Below are 17,916 nucleotides of genomic sequence, written 5' to 3' on the forward strand. Positions count from 1 at the left end.
AATCTCATGCAAGCCATGCGAAGCAGTTGGCCCCACCACAGGTGGCTACTTAGCTGCTGTAACGGCAGCCTTGGCAATCTCTGGCGATTTGAGCGCCTTGGCGGCGTCTTTGCCGTGCTTGCTGTCGGGGTCGTACTCCACCATCTTCTGATAGTTGGCCTTGGCGCTGGCCATATCGCCCAAATGGCGCTGGCACTCGGCCATGCCCCAGTACACCTCCGGCTCCTCCGGCGAAAGCACCATGGCAGACTGGAAGCGGGAAAGCGCAGCCTTCCAGTTCTTGTTGTCCACGTAGTATTTAGCCACGGTCAGGTCTTCGGCGGCCGTCTCCACATGCGGCGGAAGCTCGGGCCGCCCATGCTTGTCGCGCCGTCCCTTCTTGGAGCCGTCGGGAGCATTCGGGTCAGGAAGCAGGCTGTCCAGCCCTGCCGAACTGGAGCTGTACCCCGCAGAATCGCCCGCAGGGGTTTCCCCGGCAGAGGCGTCGCCATCGGGACTACGCACCGGATCGCCGTCCGGCACATCCAGCGTCAGCCCACTGCTACCCGCCTCGTCCTCGGTCATTGGCGGCGGAGCCGTGTCGAATACCGGAATCGAGCTTGTATCCTCAGGAAACGGATTGCCCCCGGGCAGCGTCGCCGCTGGGGGCGTCGGCTGCTGCGGAGCCTGCTGCGCATTCGCACTCATGGCCGCCGCCAGCACCAAGCCAGCCAGTGACTGGCCCACCAGCAACCCCATAACCTTCAGATTCCGCACGCGCATTCTCATTTCCTCTGCTTCCCTCTGCATCCGCTCAACCTCGAACTCTCCACGGGCTGCGCTCTTCCTTCTTGGACGAACTTCTTCAATGGTAAGATGCGACCATACGGTATTTCCAGTTTTCTTTCCGCTTCCGGTGGGAGTAGCCTCACCACTTTCCGCCGCCGTCAAACCGGGCAGATTCTGGAAGCCGCCCAATACTCTTCAGGATAGCGTCGCAGACCAACATGGGCTTGATGATCCGTTCTTCCGCCATTCACGCCGCCGGCTGTTACACCACCACAGCCCTGCGCAAGGGCCAACGCGTGGCCGAATACACCGGCCATCCCATGACCAAGCGCAAGGCCGACAACCTCTATCAGGACGCGGTTTTGACCTATCTGTTTGGACTCGGCGACGGAAAGATCGTCATCGACGGCCACGCCATGGCCATGTTCATCAACCATAGCTGCGCCGCCAACTGCGAAACCCGTGAAATCAAGGACCACGTCTGGATCGTCGCACTCCGCGACATCGAACCCGGCGAAGAAATCACCTACGACTACTGTCTGTACGATGGCGGCGAAGACGAAGCCCACTGCAACTGTGGCGCAAAAACCTGCCGCGGCACCATGTATTCGCCGCAAGAGGTTGAAAAGCGGGAACAAACCACGGCACAGGCCTGATCCCGGTCAGGCTGCTCCGGCAAGCTCCGCCTTTTTCCACCCCTCAGTCCTTGGCCCCCACCCATTACAATCGATCTTAGGCGGCGTTGTGTCTTGCGCCAGCCAAAGGAGCTTTGTCGCGCATGGGTTATCAGGTTCTGGCCAGAAAGTATCGTCCGCAGCGTTTTTCCGACGTCGCCGGTCAGGATCACGTGACCCGCACGCTGCTGAACGCCCTCAGTCAGAACCGTCTGGCGCACGGCTACATCTTCAGTGGCCATCGCGGCATTGGCAAAACCACCATTGCCCGCATTCTGGCCATGGCGCTCAACTGTCGCAGCCAGATTGGCTCCGCCGAGCGTCCCACGCCCGAGCCCTGCCTGCACTGCGAGGCCTGCCGCGAAATTTCTTCGGCCAGCAGCACCGAAGTCGGGGAGCAGGCTACCCACTCCTTTGACTTTATTGAGATCGATGCTGCCAGCAATCGCGGCATTGACGACGTGCGCTCCATTCGCAATCAGGCCACCGTGCAGCCGGCCCGCGACAAGTACAAGATCTTCCTCCTCGACGAAGCCCACCAGATCACCGATGCGGCCTTCAACGCCATTCTGAAGACGCTGGAAGAGCCGCCCGAGTGGACCATCTTTATGATGGCCACCACCGAGCCCGAGAACATTCCGCAGACCATCCGCTCCCGCTGCCAGCACTTCAGCTTCCATGCGGTCAAGTTCGAAGACATTCTGGAGCAGTTGCGCACGATTGCCGCCAAAGAGAACGTGGCTGCGGAAGACACGGCGCTGGCCCTGCTGGCCGAAGCTGGCGACGGCTCCATGCGCGACGCGCTCTCCATCATGGATCAGGCGATTGCCTCGGCTCCGTTGGTGGATGGCCGCCCGCAGCTGGAAACCGCGCAGATCCGCGACCTGATGGGCTCGGTGCCCAATGCCGTCTTTGAGCGTCTGCTGGAGGCCGTGGCCGAAGGCCAGAGCGCCACGCTCATGGAACAGCTGAACACCCTGCTGAGCGCGGGCCACAGCCCCAGTTCGCTCGCCCGCCAGATGGCCCGCTACCTGCGCAACACGCTGATGGCCAAGATCGGCGGCGAACAGACCCAGTTGCTGCAAATCTCCGGCGACGAACGCGCACGCGCCAGCCGCACTGCCATGCTCTTCACCGAGGAAGAGATCACGCGCAATCTGCAGATTGTGCTCAAAACTTTCGACGAGCTGAACTATCGTCAGGAGCAGCGCTTCCATCTGGAACTCGGCCTGCTCAAGCTGATCCACGCCCAGCGCCTGCTGCCCCTGGAGGAGTTGCTGAGCGGAGCCGCCGCCGCGCCTCGGCTTGCAGCCAGTGCACCGCGTCCGTCTGCCCCGGCAGCACCAGCACCACGGCAATCGACCCCGCCCGCAGCGCCACCAGCGGCCAAGCCGACCTCCAAGCCCGACGAAGAGATTTCTCCCTTTGGCAACATGGGCGGCTGGAAGATGAGCGCAGAGCCAAAGCCAATGGCCATCAGTGAAGCTCCTGCGCCCACGGCCATTGCGGAAGCTCCCGCGCCGAAGATGGAAATTGCGGCCCCGCCCGCGCCCAAAGCTGCGCCGTCTGCACCACCAGTTCCACCAACACCTGTAGTTGCAATCAACGCTCCCGTCGCACGCTCGTCCTTCGCGGCCGAAGCGCCTGCACCCGAACCACTCGCGCCCCCCGCACCAAAGATCAGCCTCGTGGAAGCAGGACCGCAGGCCGCAAGCTCGCCCGTTCCCTTCCCGGCTCCGTCCGCCGCGCCGTCCGTTGGCACAATCAATCTGACCGAAGGCGCGCTGGCCGTAGCTGCCTCCCGCGACCTGCTCGAAATTGAAGACGACGAAGACGAAGAACAGCAAAGCAGCACCAGCACACCCGGCAGCAAAGCCTGGGCCGAGACTGTCGCCAAGGCTCTGGCCGCCGAGGGCCACACCACGGCTTCCACGCTGCTTGGTTCGGGCGTCTGGACGGTGGACGGCAACACACTGCGCATTGAAGTAGCCGGCATGGGCCAGAAGATGCTCGCCCTCACCGTGAACGCACAGGCCGAAAAGATCATCCGCATGGAGTTGCAGAAGCTGGGTGCGCCCTCCCGCTTCATGGTGGTTCCCGGAGCCGCCGGAGCAGCAGGCAAAGCCGCGAATCTTGCCCCCGTGGCCGGCAGCGTACAGGAACGCGCACTCTCGAATCCGCTGGTGCAGCGGGCCCGCGAAATCTTCAAAGCTGAAATTCGCAGCGTCGTCGATCTGCGCACCAAGTAGATTTTCTTCCCACAACTCTTCCCCTAAACGAGAAAAAGAATGTTTAATCCCCTGAAGATGCAGGAAATGTTTTCGAAGGCCTCCGAGATGCAAGAGGAGATGAAGCGCAAGCTGGCAGAAACCATCGTCGAAGCCACAAGCGGCGGCGGTGCGGTCACGGCCACCATGAATGGCAAAAAGGATCTGCTCAAAATCCGCATCGATCCGGCAGCGGTCATGGGCCTGAGCGGCGCACAGCCCGATGTGGAGATGCTCGAAGACCTGATTCTGGCTGCGGTAAACGAAGCCGGACGCAAGGCCGAGGGCTACATGCAGTCCAGCATGGAAGGTATGCTAGGCGGCCTCAAGATTCCTGGCCTGAACGCGTAAGTACAGCTTCTAGCCTCTAACTCCTAGCTCCTAGCTGGGTGCCCCAGGTCCCGCTTTTGGGACCTGGGAAAGCACGAACTCAAGGGACAACTTTATGCGGCCAAAAAGCTAGAGGCTAGAAGCTAGAGGCTGAACACAGCACCCCCCGGAGGCTCCATCGTGTCACGCTACGCCGAGCCCATGGCCCGGCTCATCGAAGAACTCAAGAAGCTGCCCGGCGTGGGCACCAAGAGCGCGCAGCGCTTCGCCTTTCACATTCTGCGCTCCTCCGACGCCGACGCCCTGGCGCTGGCCGATGCGGTGCGCGCACTCAAAACCAGCCTGCGCCTCTGCTCGGTCTGCAACAATGTGACCGACGTGGACCCCTGCGCCTACTGCTCGAACGCCGTACGCAATCATCGCGTGGTTTGCGTGGTGGAAGAGCCCACCAACATTGCATCGGTGGAACGCACGCGTGGCTACAACGGCGTCTATCACGTGCTACACGGCACGCTCTCGCCGCTGCATGGTGTGGGGCCCGATCAGCTCCGCACCGCCACCCTGCTCAGCCGCGCCGAACGTGGCGAAATCGAAGAGGTCATCCTCGCCACCAGCCCCACCCTCGAAGGCGAAGCCACGGCCGATTGGCTGGCCACTGCGTTGCGCAGATTCTCGGTAAAGATTACCCGCATTGCGACAGGCATTCCCGCCGGCAGCGACATTGAGTACGCCGACGAAGTAACCATGGCCCGCGCCATGGAAGGACGCCGGGAAGTGTAAAAACAGAGGTCAGGGGCCAGAGATCAGGGACCGTTGGACACTCACCACTCTCTACTCCAAACGCCAAACACTCTGTTCTCTGTAAAAAAATAAGCGGGTCGAGTCTTGCGACTCTTCCCGCTTTGCTATTGCTACAGCTTATTTGCTCTTAGTGAGCAATCTTGTCCAGGTCGAGGTTAATCGCGAGCACGTTCACTCGCGGCTCGCCCAGCAGGCCAAACTGGCGCTGCGTGGTGTCCTTGGCAATCAGGCTGCGTACCGCGTCTTCCGCGATGCCGCGCGCCTTGGCCACTTGCGCGGCCTGGTAGTAGGCATTATCGGGCGTAATGTCCGGATCAAGCCCTGAGCCCGAGGTGGTCACCATGTCGATGGGCACCGGCTTGCCGCCATTGGCTGCAGACAGCTTGTCAATGTCGCCCTGCAGGCGCGTGACCAGAGCCTTGTTGGACTGTCCCAGATTCGATCCGGCCGAAGCCGTCGCATCATAGCCATTCGTACCCGCAGCCGAGGGCCGCGGATGGAAGTAGCGATCCGACGTGAAGCTCTGCGCCAGCAGCTCCGAGCCGATCACCTGTCCATCCTTCAGCACCAGGCTACCTGCCGCCTGATGCGGAAAGACCACTCCGGCAATGCCCGTGACCAGCAGAGGATACACCAAGCCCAGCAGGATCGCCGTCACCACCGTGAAGCGCAGCGCGGTCAGCCATACCGGATGATCCACCTCTGCCTTCTGCTTCAATTCGTATTCAGGAGCGTGCAATTCCATCTTCGATCTCCTTCCCGCTTACGCCAGGTGCAGAGCCACCAGACACAAGTCGATGGCCTTGATGCCGATGAACGGGACGAAGATGCCGCCCACGCCATAGATCAGCAGGTTGTTGCGCAACAGCACTCCGGCAGGCTTGGGCTCGTACTTTACGCCCTTGAGTGCCAGCGGAATCAGCGCAATGATGATGATCGCGTTGAAGATCACGGCAGAGAGAATCGCCGACTGCGGCGAATGCAGACCCATGATGTTCAACGCGCCCAGCGCCGGGAAGACCGCCATGAACATTGCCGGAATAATGGCAAAGTACTTGGCTACGTCGTTGGCAATCGAGAAGGTGGTAAGCGCGCCGCGCGTCATCAGCAACTGCTTGCCGATCTCCACAATTTCGATGAGCTTGGTCGGGTTGGAATCCAGATCGACCATGTTTCCGGCTTCCTTGGCCGCCTGCGTGCCGCTGTTCATGGCCACGCCCACGTCGGCCTGCGCCAGCGCCGGAGCATCGTTGGTACCGTCGCCCGTCATGGCCACCAGCTTGCCCTTGCCCTGCTCACGCTTGATCAGGTCCATCTTGTCCTTGGGCTTGGCTTCGGCCAGGAAGTCGTCCACACCCGCCTCGCGTGCAATCACAGCCGCGGTCAGCGGATTGTCGCCCGTGATCATGATGGTGCGAATGCCCATGGCGCGCAGTCTGGCAAGACGTTCCTTCAGGCCACCCTTGATGATGTCCTTCAGGTAGATCACGCCCAGTGCGGTGGAGTTTTCTGCCACCACCAGCGGCGTGCCGCCCAGGCGAGCCACCTGCTCCACGGCCTCGCGCACCTTCTGCGGAAGCTGTGAGCCCTGGTCCTCAAGAAAACGGGAGATCGCGTCCACCGAGCCCTTGCGGATCTGCGAGCCCGGCAGGTTCACGCCGCTCATGCGCGTCTGCGCGGTGAACGGAACAAACTCCACATGGCTATCCTGCAGATCGCGGCCACGCAGGTTGTACTTCTCCTTGGCCAGCACCACAATCGAGCGACCCTCGGGCGTCTCGTCGCTGAGCGAGGAAAGCTGCGCTGCGTTGGCCAGCCGCTCCGGCGTCACATCGGGCGCAGGAATAAACTCCGCCGCCTGACGATTGCCGAGCGTGATGGTGCCGGTCTTGTCCAGCAGCAGGGTGTTCACGTCGCCCGCCGCTTCCACGGCGCGACCGCTCATGGCCAGCACGTTGTACTGCACCAGACGATCCATGCCGGCAATGCCGATGGCCGAAAGCAGACCACCAATCGTCGTCGGAATCAGGCAGACCAGCAACGAGACCAGCACGAAGACCGTCTGCGGCGCATGCGAGTAGATCGCAAAAGGCTGCAGCGTGACTACGGCCAGCAGAAAGATGATCGTCAGACCCGAAAGCAGAATGCTCAGCGCAATCTCGTTCGGCGTCTTCTGACGGCTGGCGCCTTCCACCAATGCGATCATACGATCCAGGAAGGTTTCGCCGGGGTTGGAGGTGATCTTCACCCGAATGTAGTCGGAGAGCACCTTGGTACCGCCGGTTACAGCCGAACGGTCGCCGCCCGCCTCGCGAATCACCGGTGCCGATTCGCCCGTAATAGCCGACTCGTCCACCGAGGCCACGCCCTCGATCACTTCGCCGTCACCGGCAATGTACTGCCCGGCTTCCACAAAGATCACATCGCCAGCGCGCAACTGCCCACTGGGAATCTCTTCAAGTTCGTTGGCTTCGTTGTAACGGCGGGCGATGGTCTCGCCCTTGGCCTTGCGCAGCGTATCGGCTTGCGCCTTGCCACGGCCTTCGGCCATGGCTTCGGCAAAGTTGGCAAACAGTACGGTGAACCACAGCCACAGGGTGATCTGCAGGTTGAAGCCGAGGCCGGGACGATGTTGAATTGCGTCGTTGATGAGCAGAACCGTCGTCAACACGCTGCCCACTTCAACCACGAACATCACCGGGTTCTTCACCATACCCTTGGGGTTGAGCTTGCGCAGCGCGTCTACGAGCGCCTGCCCCAGGATTTCTGTATTCCAGAGACTCTTCTTTTCAGACATGATTCTTCTCTCGCCTCTACGGTATGGGTTAGAAGAGCTGTCCGGCCCGGAGCAGCAGATGCTCGAGGATCGGTCCAAGGCTCAACGCCGGGAAGAAGGTCAGTGCGCCAAGAATGATGACAATACCAACCAGAAGCACAGCAAACAGACCACCATTGACCGGGAAGGTGCCCGGCGAGGGCGGAACGCTCTTCTTCTGCGCCAGGTTTCCGGCCAGTGCCAGCACCGGAATCATCATCAGGAAGCGACCGCAAAGCATTTCAATGCCCAGCACCACGTTGTACCACCAGGTGTTGGCGTTCAGGCCCGCAAAGGCCGAACCATTGTTGCCCGCGGCAGAGGTAAAGGCGTAGAGAATCTCGCTCAGCCCGTGCGGTCCGTTGTTGCTCAGCGACGAAAGACCGATGGTGGGCGAGAGCAGAAACGCTGCCGTCAGCGTGAGAATGATGATCGGGAAGATGAGCGCGTAAAGCATGGACATCTTCACGTCATAAACTTCGATCTTCTTGCCCAGATACTCGGGCGTGCGACCAACCATCAGACCGGCAATGAAGACCGCCAGCACCACGAAGATCAGCATGCCGTACAGACCCGAACCCACGCCGCCAAAGATCACCTCGCCCAGCATGATGTTGGTAAGCACCACCATGCCGCCCAGCGGAGTGTAGCTGTCATGCATGCTGTTGACCGCACCACAGCTTGCATCGGTGGTAATAGTGGCAAACAGTGAGCTGTTCAGAATGCCGAAGCGAACTTCCTTGCCTTCCATGTTGCCGCCCGGAGCAGTGGCCGTAGCCGTCTGCTGCGCGCCATGAATCAGCGGATGCGCCTGCGACTCCGCCCAGTAGACCGTAGTAAAGCCCACCAGAAAGAGCAGGAACATGGCAGCAAAAACCGCCCATCCATGCCCCGGCGAACCGGTCATGCGGCCCAGCATATAGGTCAGGCCGGCGGGAATAATGAAGATCGAAAGCATCTGCAACAGATTGGCAAACGGAGTGGGATTCTCAAACGGATGGGCGCTGTTGGCATTAAAGAAGCCGCCACCGTTGGTGCCCAGCATCTTGATCGCTTCCTGCGAAGCCACCGGTCCCTGCGCAATCGTCTGCGTCTGGTGTTCCATCGTGTGCGCCTGCGTGTAGGCATGCAGGTTCTGCGGCACGCCCTGCGCCACCAGCAGCAACGCATAGATCAGCGAGCCAGGCAACAGCACATAGAGCGTGGTGCGGGTCATATCGACCCAGAAATTGCCGATGGTGCCCGACTCCGTGCGCTTGATGCCGCGCACCAGAGCCACCGCCACCGAAATTCCTACCGCCGCCGACCAGAAGTTGTGCGTCGCCAGACCAGCCATCTGGGTCAGATAGCTCATCGTGGATTCCGGCGTGTACGACTGCCAGTTGGTGTTGGTGGTAAAGCTGGCCGCCGTGTTCCAGGCAAGATCCGTGCCCACGTTGGCCAGTCCCTGTGGGTTGAATGGCAGATGTGCCTGCACACGCTCGATCACGTAAGTGACCAGCAGCGAAATCGCTGAAAAACCCAGCGCCGCGAAAGCGTACTGACGCCAGTTCATCTCGGCCTCGGCGCGTACGCCGCTCAGCTTGTAGATGAGCCGTTCGAAAGGGCGCAGCACGAAATCAAGCCACGTGCGTTCACCCTCCAGCACCCGCGTCAGATACGCGCCCACCGGGCGCACACTGGCAATCAGCAGCAGACAAAAGACGGAAAACTGCAACCAGCCTTGAGCCGTCATGTTTAAAATTTCTCCGGAAACAACAGGGTGAGCGTCAGATAGCCCAACAACAGCACCGACAGAACAATCGCAACGAGAGAGATGACGTCCATATCTACCTCAGCTTCTGGCAGCCCTTGACGTAGAAAAACGCCAGAGCGAAAAATACAGCCGTGAACAGCAGCATGACTACGTCTTGCATCGCCGGTCTCACCGTTCTGCCGGAGACAGGCTCCGGCGCGTGGAATACATGCAACCCCGCCTTGCTTGCGCTGGTTGCGTGCAGGCCTTACTGAAAAAATCTTCAGAGTGCCTGTATGTGTGATTGTGCGGGAGAGGCAGGTGTAAGGGGCGAAAGGAATTTCGGCTCTGCGCAGGAATCTGTAAGGCAGCGTGATTTTCGCGGGTTTTGCTTGAGGTGTGGAATCGGCTATTCTCCTCCCGATGCGCGACAACGATTGGACGCGGGTATTGGGATGGCCGGGCTACAAGGTCTACCGGCATGAGATTGACGAGCCTGGCAAAAGGCTGAAGCTTTGGGTTCGGCGCAAGCGGGCCAACAAGTTGCTGGTCTGTTCCGGCTGCGGCAGGCCAACAGGCGAAATGGTAGCCAGCTATGAGCGGGAAGTGCGCGATCTGCCGTGCTTCGAGTATCTGACCACGGTGGTGATCGAGCTGTACCGGGTTCGTTGCCTGGACTGCGGCGTCAAGGCGGAGAAGGTGCCGCTGCTTCCTGGCAAAGCGCCCTTCAGCAAGCGTTTCGAGGATGCGGTAGGCCAAGCCTGCGAAAGCTCCGCAGCCAGCCGAGTAGCGCGGCAGTTTGGTCTGGCGGCGAGCACGGTGCGGGCCATCGATCAGCGGTATCTGGCGCGTTGGGCAAAGTCGCGGCGCAAGCCGGCCTTGCGGCAGATGGGTGTGGACGAGATCTTTGTGGGCAAAAAGCAAAAGTTCATCACCGTGGTGAGCAACCTCGGGACCGCCGAGCCTCTGTGGTTCGGCGCGGAGCGGAAGAAGGAAACGCTCGACGAGTTCTTCGCCAAGCAACTGAGCCCCTTTCAACGTGGCGCGGTGCAGGCTGCCTGCGTCGATATGTGGGAACCGTTCAAGCAGAGCATCGCCGAGTGGCTGCCCAACTGCCGCATCATCTATGACAAATTTCACATCATGAAGCACGCCGGAGCGGCTGTGGATGAGGTGCGCCGCCAGGAGTTCTTCCGCAAGGGCGGGCCGGCGCGGGAACTGGTCAAGGGCAAGCGCTGGCTGCTGCTGACGCGCTGGGTGCATCTGACCGCGCGCCAAAAACAGCAACTCAACGAACTGTTTGCGCTGAACCGGCGCGTGATGAAGGCGTACCTGCTCAAGGAAAGTCTGGATCGGCTGTGGAGCTACAGATATGAGGGCGCGATGTTGCGCTACCTGAAGAACTGGATCGATCAGTTGCGCTGGCAGCGGCTCAAGCCCATGGAGAAGTTGGCCGACATGCTGCTTCGCCATCTGGAGGGAATCCTGAACTACTGCAGAACAAAGGTTCCCCTGGGGGTGGTCGAAGCAGTCAACGGCAACATCAAAGCGCTGTTGCGACGCGGACGCGGCTACCGCAATCTCAACTACCTGCTGCTGAAAGCGCAACGGCTGGCCGCCACAAGAACCCAACTCGTCGCCTTTCAGAAAGCCGCGTAAAACGATGGCCTTTACACATTCTCGTCAAGAGCCGGAATTTCTAAAAAGTCCATAAGGACCGGCCAGAAGGCCGGCCGGCTAACGTTACTCTTCTCCCTCGGTAAATCCCTCAGGAACAAAGCGATAGCCCACCCAGGGCTCGGTCATAATGTACTGTTTCCCGGTTTCGGCTTCCAGCTTTTTGCGCAACTGGCCCACAAATACCCGTAAATATTCGGGTTGATGCGCCGATTGCGCGCCCCAGACTGCCCCCAACAACGCGCGATGCGCCATCACCTTGCCGGAATTGCGCACCATATGCGCCAGCAGATCGAACTCCTTGGGCGTCAGGCGAACCGACTTGCCACAGACCATCACCAGATGCGCCGCCGTATCCACGGCAAAATCGCCCGCCTCAATGCTGGTGGTAGTGCGTTCCGGAGCGCGGCGCAGATGGGCACGCACCCGGGCCAGCAGTTCCGGCACACCAAAAGGCTTGGTAATGTAGTCGTCCGCGCCGGCATCGAGCGCCTCCACCTTTGAGCGTTCGTGGTCGCGCACCGAAAGCACAATGATCGGCGTCTGCCCATGATTGCGAATGGAGCGGCAGATCTCCACGCCGGTCATGCCCGGCATCATCAGATCGGTGATCACCAGGTCCGGCGACCACTCAGTGAAGGTGCGCACCCCCTCCTCAGGATCATTGGCGGTTCGTACATCAAAACCCTGTGCGGAGATGGAAGCGCGCAGCACGCGCGTGATCTGTGGTTCGTCGTCGATGATAAGAATGCGTGCACGCATTGTCGGACCCTTCCCTTTGGCAGATTACATCATCTTTCCGAAAGGATATGATTGGCGTAAAGAATGATGCGACAAAACAAACCCCTCGAATGGCTGCTGCAATGGCTGGAAACCGCTCTGGCAGCCATCCTCACCTCCTGCATTCTGGTCGGCCTCAATGCCGACGCAACCACCGCAGGTCTGGTCTTTCTTACCCTCGTCGTCTGGTTTGCCTCCCGCATCAGCCTGCGCATGGCGCTGTTTGCCGCGCTGCTGTGCGCCGCCGCCTTTGACTACTATTTTCTTCTTCCGCTGCACACCTTCCGCATTGTTGGCCTGCAGCAGTGGGTAGCGCTTGGCTCCTACATTGCCAGTTGCCTGGTGGTGGGCCGTCTGGCAGAGTTGATGCGCCTGCGTACCCAGCTGGCGGATTATCGCCGTCTGGACGTGGAACGGCTCTTCGAACTGGGCAAGGAGATGATGCTCCACGAAGACGCCGACCAGATGATCCGCTCCCTGCCCCTGCTGATCGACCGCATCTTTGCACTCAACGGCGTCGTGCTCTACGTGCGCGAGCGCGACCAGTTCCAAAGTTCCACCGACGATCTGCCCATGAGCATTCAGGCCAGCCTCCGCGCCATGGTGCAGGAACCCGGCGCGCAACACGAAATTCCCGGCGGATTTTCCGCCCTCACGCTGATGGTCGGCCTGGATCCAGTGGGTGTGCTGGCCTGGAGTTCCGACACTCTGCCGCATGAAGTGGCAATGGCCATCTGCGCGCAGGTGGCCATTGCCGTGGCCCGCTCCATTACGCTGGAAAAAGCCGCCCACATTGAGGCCGCGCGCGAATCGGAACGGCTGCGCACCGCGCTCACCGACTCGCTGACCCACGAACTGCGCACCCCACTCACCTCGATTCGCGCCGCCGCCTCCGTGCTCTGCAGCACCTCGGAGATGGACGAAGAATCCCGCAGTGAGCTGGCCGCCATCATCGACGAAGAATCGGCCCGGCTCGATCTGCTGATCGGCGAGGCCATCGAAATGGCCGAGATCGACTCCAATTCGGTTGAAGTCACGCTGAACGCACAGCAACCACGCGCGCTGCTGGAAGAAGCCGTGGCCGCTTCGCGCACCACGCTGGCGGCACGCCGCGTCGTGGTTGCACCCAGCAACGATCCGCTCACACCCGTCTGGCTGGACACACACTTGCTTGGCCGCGTGCTGCGCCACCTGCTCGAAAACGCCGCCGCCCACACCCCCGACGGCACACGCATCCGACTCAGTTTTCAGCGCCATGCGGACCGCATCGAGTTCCTGGTGGAAGACGAGGGGCCTGGCATCGATCCGCGCGATCTGCCGCTGATCTTCGAAAAGTTTTATCGTGGCAAGCAAAAATTTCTGCGTCGCAAAGGCTCGGGAATGGGTCTGGCCATTGCACGCGCCATCCTCATCGCCCACAGCGGCGGCATTATAGCCGTCAACCTTCCCAGCAAAGGCGCATCCTTCCGCTTCTGGGTTCCGCTGCTAGAAAGCGCGCCCACCAACGAAAAATAGAAAGAGCGCCTCAAGGATTCGAAGCTCTCAGACTGCGGAAAAATCCAGCCTTGAATCTATTTTCAAAGGTCACGGTTTTACAAAACTGCGGAAAACAACTGCGAAAAAACGCATGGCGGAGGAAGGCGAGGGTTTTAACCCTCGCAAAAGTCCATGCTCATGCGTGAGGGATTCAGCCCTGGGGAATAATTCCGGGAAACCATGCATGAAGCTGGCCTTTTCTATAGCCTATTTTCGCGGGCATCGTGTGTGTCGGAAAAATACCCGAGCCTGAAGGCACGTTCTTTGGCATGCCAGCTTCGGGGGCATGAATGCCCCCACGCCCTCCCGTTCAGGCTACCCTTCCAGCTTGTAGCGGGTTTCGGCCAGTTTGTAGAGTCTGCGCCACACCAGCCGATTCGTCGTCACCACAATCGCAGCCATCAGAATCGTAGCCAGCAACAGCGTAGCCAGATTATTGCTGGTCTGCGCGGCGGTAATCTCCGAACCCAGCCCGATGGTCTGGAATGTGCGCTTGCCCAGCAAACCGTACTCGGCTAGAATCGAAGCATTCCACGCGCCGCCCGAGGCCGTCACCATTCCCGTAATCAGATATGGAAAGATTCCAGGCAGGATCAGCCGCCTCCAGCGCTGCCAGCGCGTGAACTTGTAGACCGCGGCGGCTTCCTTCAGATCCGAGGGAATAGCCATCGCTCCGGCAATCACGTTGAACAGGATGTACCACTGCGTGCCCAGCAGCATCAGCGCAACCGAACCAATACCCAGCCCGAGTCCCCAGCGCATCATCAACATCATGGCTACCGGGAAAAAGGCCGAGGCCGGAACCGATGCAATCAATTGCGTAATGGGCTGCAACACCGGTGCAAGGCGGGGATTGGAGCCAATCGCAACACCCACCGGAATTGTCCACAGCGCGGCAATCACCAGCGAGGCGTTCACGCGCAGGTAGGTTGCGCCAGCCGCCAGAAGCAAGTGATGCAGGTCAATGACCGCCGCGCCCCGCACCATCTCCCAGGCGTGGAATCCGCCCCAGAAGATGAACAGCGCCACAAAGAATCCCATCAGGCTGGGCACCAGCAGGCCTTTGCGCTTGCCTTCGTCGTCCATGGCATGCACCACGCGGCACTCTTCGGAACGCGCCAGCCTTTGATAGACGCGCTCGTTCAGTGCATCCCAGGAGCGGCCCGGCATGCTCAGCACCCGGCTCGGCCGCTGCAGCAGGGTCAGGATCGGCGAGGTGATGGTGCGTGAGCTCTCCACCTGCTCAATCTTGAATTTGGCACTCGAGGCAATCAGCGGCCGCCAGATCAACTGGTCGCAGGCCACAATGATCAGAATCAGCGCCACCATGCCCCAGACCAGTCCGTGCACATCCACCGGATCACTGAAGGCTGCAGCCTGCAGATAGCTGCCCAGACCCGGCAGACGGAAGCTCTGCTGGCCAAGCGGGAAGGTTTCGCAGGCGATCAACGCAAACCAGCCGCCGGCCACACTCATAATCGAGTTCCAGATCAGGCCAATAGCGCTGAACGGCAGTTCCAACTGCCAGAATCGCTGCCAAGCACTGAAGCGGTTGATGCGCGTAGCCTCGATCATCTCGCGCGGAATCGACTTCAGCGAGCTATAGAAGCTGAAGGCCATATTCCACACCTGACCGGTAAAGATCAGGATGATCGAACCCAGCTCAATGCCCAGCTGATGGCCGGGAATCAGCGCCATCATGGCCAACATCACGCCGGGCAGAAAGCTGAGCACGGGAATCGACTGCAGAATGTCGAGCACGGCAATCATCCATGCTTCAACCCGCTTGTTATAGGCCGCAACGTAGCCATAGGCCACCGCGAAAACCAGACTCAGCAGGTAGGCCACACCAATGCGCACACAGGAGTAGAACGCATAGACCGGCAGCATTTGGACCGAGTGCGAGATGTTGGCTTCCGGCAGCGGCTTGCCCAGCCAGTACTCCCCCGTTTTGATGATGGCCAGAAAAATCGCCAGCAACAACAGAATCACCGTACCATCGATGAACATCGAGCGCGGGCGTGGGGTTGTGATCGGAGTATTGCCCAGCAGAGGAGTCTTCAATGCGCCTCCTCTTCGGCCTTGGCGTCCTCCTCGGCAGCGTCGGGCAGCATGAAACGGCGACGGCCAGAGTCGAAGTCGAACAGCTCGGCATAACGGCCCCAGGCCACGGCGGTTTCCATCTGCCGCTGGCACTCCTCTTCGCTGAACTGCTCGTCGAGCATATCCATGAAGAACTCTTCCGGCACACTGTGGTCGCTTTTGGTCTCAATGGCGCGGCAGATCTGCCGCAGCAGCAGCACATTGGCCACCGCCGCCGTACGGAAGAGCTCCTTCTGGCGCAGAATTTCGCTGTTGCCAAACTCTTCGCCAGCTGGCGTAATGGCCGCGTCGCCTTCCTCGATCTTCAGGTAGCCAAGCAACTGCGCGGCTTCCACCGTCGGGAACAGATCATCAATCTCAAAGGCCAGATCATCGGCCAGCCGATAAATATCGTCCTTGCCGCCCTTGTCGATCAGCAACTCCAGCAGGCCGGCAATGCCGCCGGGGCGCGCATGAGGCAGCATCTGGTAGTGCATCTGCCGCTGGTCGCGTACCGCGGGCTGGCCCGTCGGCGCTTCGGCCGGAGCCACATCGGGCATAGTCAGCACCTTGTAGATGTAATCCACCAGCTGCGTAAAAGGTTCGGATTTGCGGTCGCGCGGCTGCGTCAGCTGCACCCGGAAGTCGGTACGGATGTGCCCTGGATTGCGGCCCAGCACCACGATGCGGTCAGCCAGCAGCACAGCCTCTTCAATGTTGTGCGTCACAATGAAGACGGCCTTGGTAGGCATGGTCTTCTTCGACCACAGCTCCAGCAGTTCGCTGCGCAGGTTTTCGGCCGTCAGCACGTCCAGCGCGCTAAAGGGCTCGTCCATGAACAACACTTCGGGCTCAACCACCAGCGCCCGGGCAAAGCCCACACGCTGCTTCATGCCGCCTGAAAGCTCCTTGGGGTAGGCCCCCTCAAAGCCGTCCAGACCGACGGTGTCGAGCATCTTCATGCTGCGCTCACGGCGCTCAGCCGCCGGCACACCCCGTGCCTGCAGCGGTGCTTCCACGTTTTCCAGCACCGTCAGCCACGGAAAAAGCGCAAAGCTCTGGAAGACGATCGAAACGTTGATCTCTACCCGGTCAATCGGCTGGTCATGCCAATACACCTGGCCGGCCGTCGGCGTCGAAAGACCGCTCAACATGCGCAGCATAGTAGACTTGCCAGAGCCCGACGGCCCCAGCAACGCCACAATTTCACCCGGCACAATGGCCAGATCGGTCGCCGAAATCACCTGAATGCGATTCTGACTGGGTTGCTGATAATACTTTTCGACCTGCGCAGCACGGATGATGGGTTCTACCGTCTGAACCACAGACGTAGACTGCTCCTGGCTCGGGAAGGCGGCTTCCTGCATACTAGTTCTCCGAAAGGGGGAAATCGGCGCGGGATCCGGGGATCGGCTTTCCCCAGTATAGTTTCCATCTGTTGCATCCTGAAGAATCCCGGGAGCAAAAAATCCCGTATGGCCACAAAAAACTGTTAAATCAGAATTTATAGCAGATCTAGCACTCCATCATGGGGCCTCGGGCCGGAAAGTTTTCCTCCCATACAAAATCCATTCTCTTAGCGTATGATGATCTCCAATCGCTCTTCCAGGAGCAGCCGGACAGCTGATTCCTGTGACTCCAGTGACGTGCCTCGATAATCCAACAGGCCTTCCCCGCTTCAGGTGAGTATGTCCGACACGATTCGCAAACCCAAAGTCCTGGTCGTTGATGACGAAAAAGTCATTGCCGACACATTGGCTATGATCTTGAATCAAAGTGGTTTTGCCGCCCGCTCCGTCTATTCGGGTCAGGCAGCCCTGGAATTGGCCAGCACCTTCGGCCCCGACATGCTTATCTCCGACGTCATCATGGCAGACCTGAATGGTATTGATGCCGCCATTCGCATCCGAATGATGCTGCCCAAGATCAAGATTCTGCTCTTCTCCGGACAGGCCGCCACGGCCGATCTTCTGGAAAAAGCCCACGCCCAGGGCTATGAGTTTGAGATTCTGGCCAAGCCGGTCCACCCCCAGGACCTGTTGAGCAAGCTGAGAAAACAGGAATAACCCAACCGGGATCAACTTTGGCCGATAGTCTCCCGGCCTCCCATCTGCGACGGCACTAAAGAAGCATAAAACCTGAGGATGTTTCCTGAAATTCAGGTTGGAGCATCCCTGCTTCAGCCTGCCGCAAAAATCCTTCGCATACTGTTACACCTGAAAAATCCTGCACTTTCCCCACAAAACATCAGACCGTCTTTATCAGGCTACCGCTACAATTCGACCGAACAGCAGTGTCGACGGGCATGGAGTCAGGAGGAATACGGACTCCCATCCGCATCCTCCACGGCCCGGATTGCACGCCCGCGAAGACACCACACTGCGGCCTGCTCCGTCCTTCCCAGCCGGGGCTGGCCACAGAAAAACTCCAACACCCCTGACCGGAAACACC

The 17,916-nt window shown here is 60.0% G+C and carries 15 protein-coding genes; 7 read left to right on the forward strand and 8 right to left on the reverse strand.

Features of this window, described 5'->3' with window-relative positions:
* Positions 1-45: 45 nt before the first annotated feature.
* On the reverse strand, positions 46-762 hold the full coding sequence (locus tag ACOBR2_RS11895; protein WP_420236331.1) for a tetratricopeptide repeat protein: 717 nt from the start codon (positions 760-762) through the stop codon (positions 46-48).
* Between the two features lie 233 nt (positions 763-995).
* Between ACOBR2_RS11895 and ACOBR2_RS11900 the strand changes: the two genes are divergently transcribed.
* The 4 genes from ACOBR2_RS11900 to recR all read left to right on the forward strand — a co-directional run bounded on the left by ACOBR2_RS11900 (position 996) and on the right by recR (position 4,819).
* Positions 996-1,424, forward strand: coding sequence for an SET domain-containing protein (locus ACOBR2_RS11900; RefSeq protein ID WP_420236332.1), 429 nt, complete (start codon positions 996-998; stop codon positions 1,422-1,424).
* Positions 1,425-1,546: 122 nt separating this feature from the next.
* Positions 1,547-3,691, forward strand: coding sequence for a DNA polymerase III subunit gamma/tau (dnaX, locus tag ACOBR2_RS11905; RefSeq protein WP_420236333.1), 2,145 nt, complete (start codon positions 1,547-1,549; stop codon positions 3,689-3,691).
* 39 nt (positions 3,692-3,730) lie between these two features.
* Positions 3,731-4,060 (forward strand): YbaB/EbfC family nucleoid-associated protein, encoded by a 330-nt coding sequence (locus tag ACOBR2_RS11910; protein WP_420236334.1) that lies wholly within the window; start codon positions 3,731-3,733, stop codon positions 4,058-4,060.
* Positions 4,061-4,219: 159 nt separating this feature from the next.
* Positions 4,220-4,819, forward strand: a complete 600-nt coding sequence (gene recR, locus ACOBR2_RS11915; protein ID WP_420236335.1) for a recombination mediator RecR — start codon at positions 4,220-4,222, stop codon at positions 4,817-4,819.
* Between the two features lie 148 nt (positions 4,820-4,967).
* On the opposite strand, the gene kdpC is transcribed toward recR, so the two are convergent.
* The 4 genes from kdpC to ACOBR2_RS11935 are packed head-to-tail and all read right to left on the reverse strand — an operon-like array spanning position 4,968 to position 9,824.
* Positions 4,968-5,585: a potassium-transporting ATPase subunit KdpC gene (kdpC, locus tag ACOBR2_RS11920; RefSeq protein ID WP_420236336.1), complete on the reverse strand. Its 618-nt coding sequence runs from the start codon at positions 5,583-5,585 to the stop codon at positions 4,968-4,970.
* Positions 5,586-5,603: 18 nt separating this feature from the next.
* Entirely contained in the window at positions 5,604-7,637 is a 2,034-nt protein-coding gene (kdpB, locus tag ACOBR2_RS11925; protein WP_420236337.1) for a potassium-transporting ATPase subunit KdpB, read from the reverse strand.
* Positions 7,638-7,665: 28 nt separating this feature from the next.
* Entirely contained in the window at positions 7,666-9,390 is a 1,725-nt protein-coding gene (kdpA, locus tag ACOBR2_RS11930) for a potassium-transporting ATPase subunit KdpA (protein ID WP_420236338.1), read from the reverse strand.
* Between the two features lie 2 nt (positions 9,391-9,392).
* Positions 9,393-9,824 (reverse strand): potassium-transporting ATPase subunit F, encoded by a 432-nt coding sequence (locus ACOBR2_RS11935; protein WP_420236339.1) that lies wholly within the window; start codon positions 9,822-9,824, stop codon positions 9,393-9,395.
* On the opposite strand from ACOBR2_RS11935, the gene ACOBR2_RS11940 reads away from it, so the two are divergent.
* A complete protein-coding gene (locus tag ACOBR2_RS11940; protein WP_420236124.1) occupies positions 9,814-11,049 on the forward strand; it encodes an ISL3 family transposase in 1,236 nt (411 codons plus the stop codon). The genes ACOBR2_RS11935 and ACOBR2_RS11940 overlap by 11 nt on opposite strands.
* A gap of 84 nt (positions 11,050-11,133) precedes the next feature.
* Here the strand turns inward: ACOBR2_RS11940 and ACOBR2_RS11945 are convergent, their stop codons facing one another.
* Positions 11,134-11,829: a response regulator transcription factor gene (locus ACOBR2_RS11945; RefSeq protein WP_420236340.1), complete on the reverse strand. Its 696-nt coding sequence runs from the start codon at positions 11,827-11,829 to the stop codon at positions 11,134-11,136.
* Between the two features lie 63 nt (positions 11,830-11,892).
* Here ACOBR2_RS11945 and ACOBR2_RS11950 point away from each other — a divergent pair, with 63 nt between their 5' ends.
* Positions 11,893-13,362, forward strand: coding sequence for a sensor histidine kinase (locus ACOBR2_RS11950; protein ID WP_420236341.1), 1,470 nt, complete (start codon positions 11,893-11,895; stop codon positions 13,360-13,362).
* Between the two features lie 336 nt (positions 13,363-13,698).
* Here ACOBR2_RS11950 and ACOBR2_RS11955 read toward each other — a convergent pair whose 3' ends face one another.
* On the reverse strand, positions 13,699-15,447 hold the full coding sequence (locus ACOBR2_RS11955; RefSeq protein ID WP_420236342.1) for an ABC transporter permease: 1,749 nt from the start codon (positions 15,445-15,447) through the stop codon (positions 13,699-13,701).
* Entirely contained in the window at positions 15,444-16,832 is a 1,389-nt protein-coding gene (locus ACOBR2_RS11960) for a nitrate/sulfonate/bicarbonate ABC transporter ATP-binding protein (protein ID WP_420236343.1), read from the reverse strand. Before ACOBR2_RS11960 ends, ACOBR2_RS11955 begins: the two co-directional genes overlap by 4 nt.
* 321 nt (positions 16,833-17,153) lie before the next feature.
* Between ACOBR2_RS11960 and ACOBR2_RS11965 the strand changes: the two genes are divergently transcribed.
* The gene (locus ACOBR2_RS11965; RefSeq protein WP_420236344.1) at positions 17,154-17,531 is read left to right on the forward strand and encodes a response regulator; all 378 of its coding nucleotides are present in this window, start codon (positions 17,154-17,156) and stop codon (positions 17,529-17,531) included.
* The last annotated feature ends 385 nt before the right edge of the window (positions 17,532-17,916 follow it).

This window comes from Telmatobacter bradus (genome assembly GCF_048629425.1).
Classification (GTDB): domain Bacteria; phylum Acidobacteriota; class Terriglobia; order Terriglobales; family Acidobacteriaceae; genus Telmatobacter; species Telmatobacter bradus.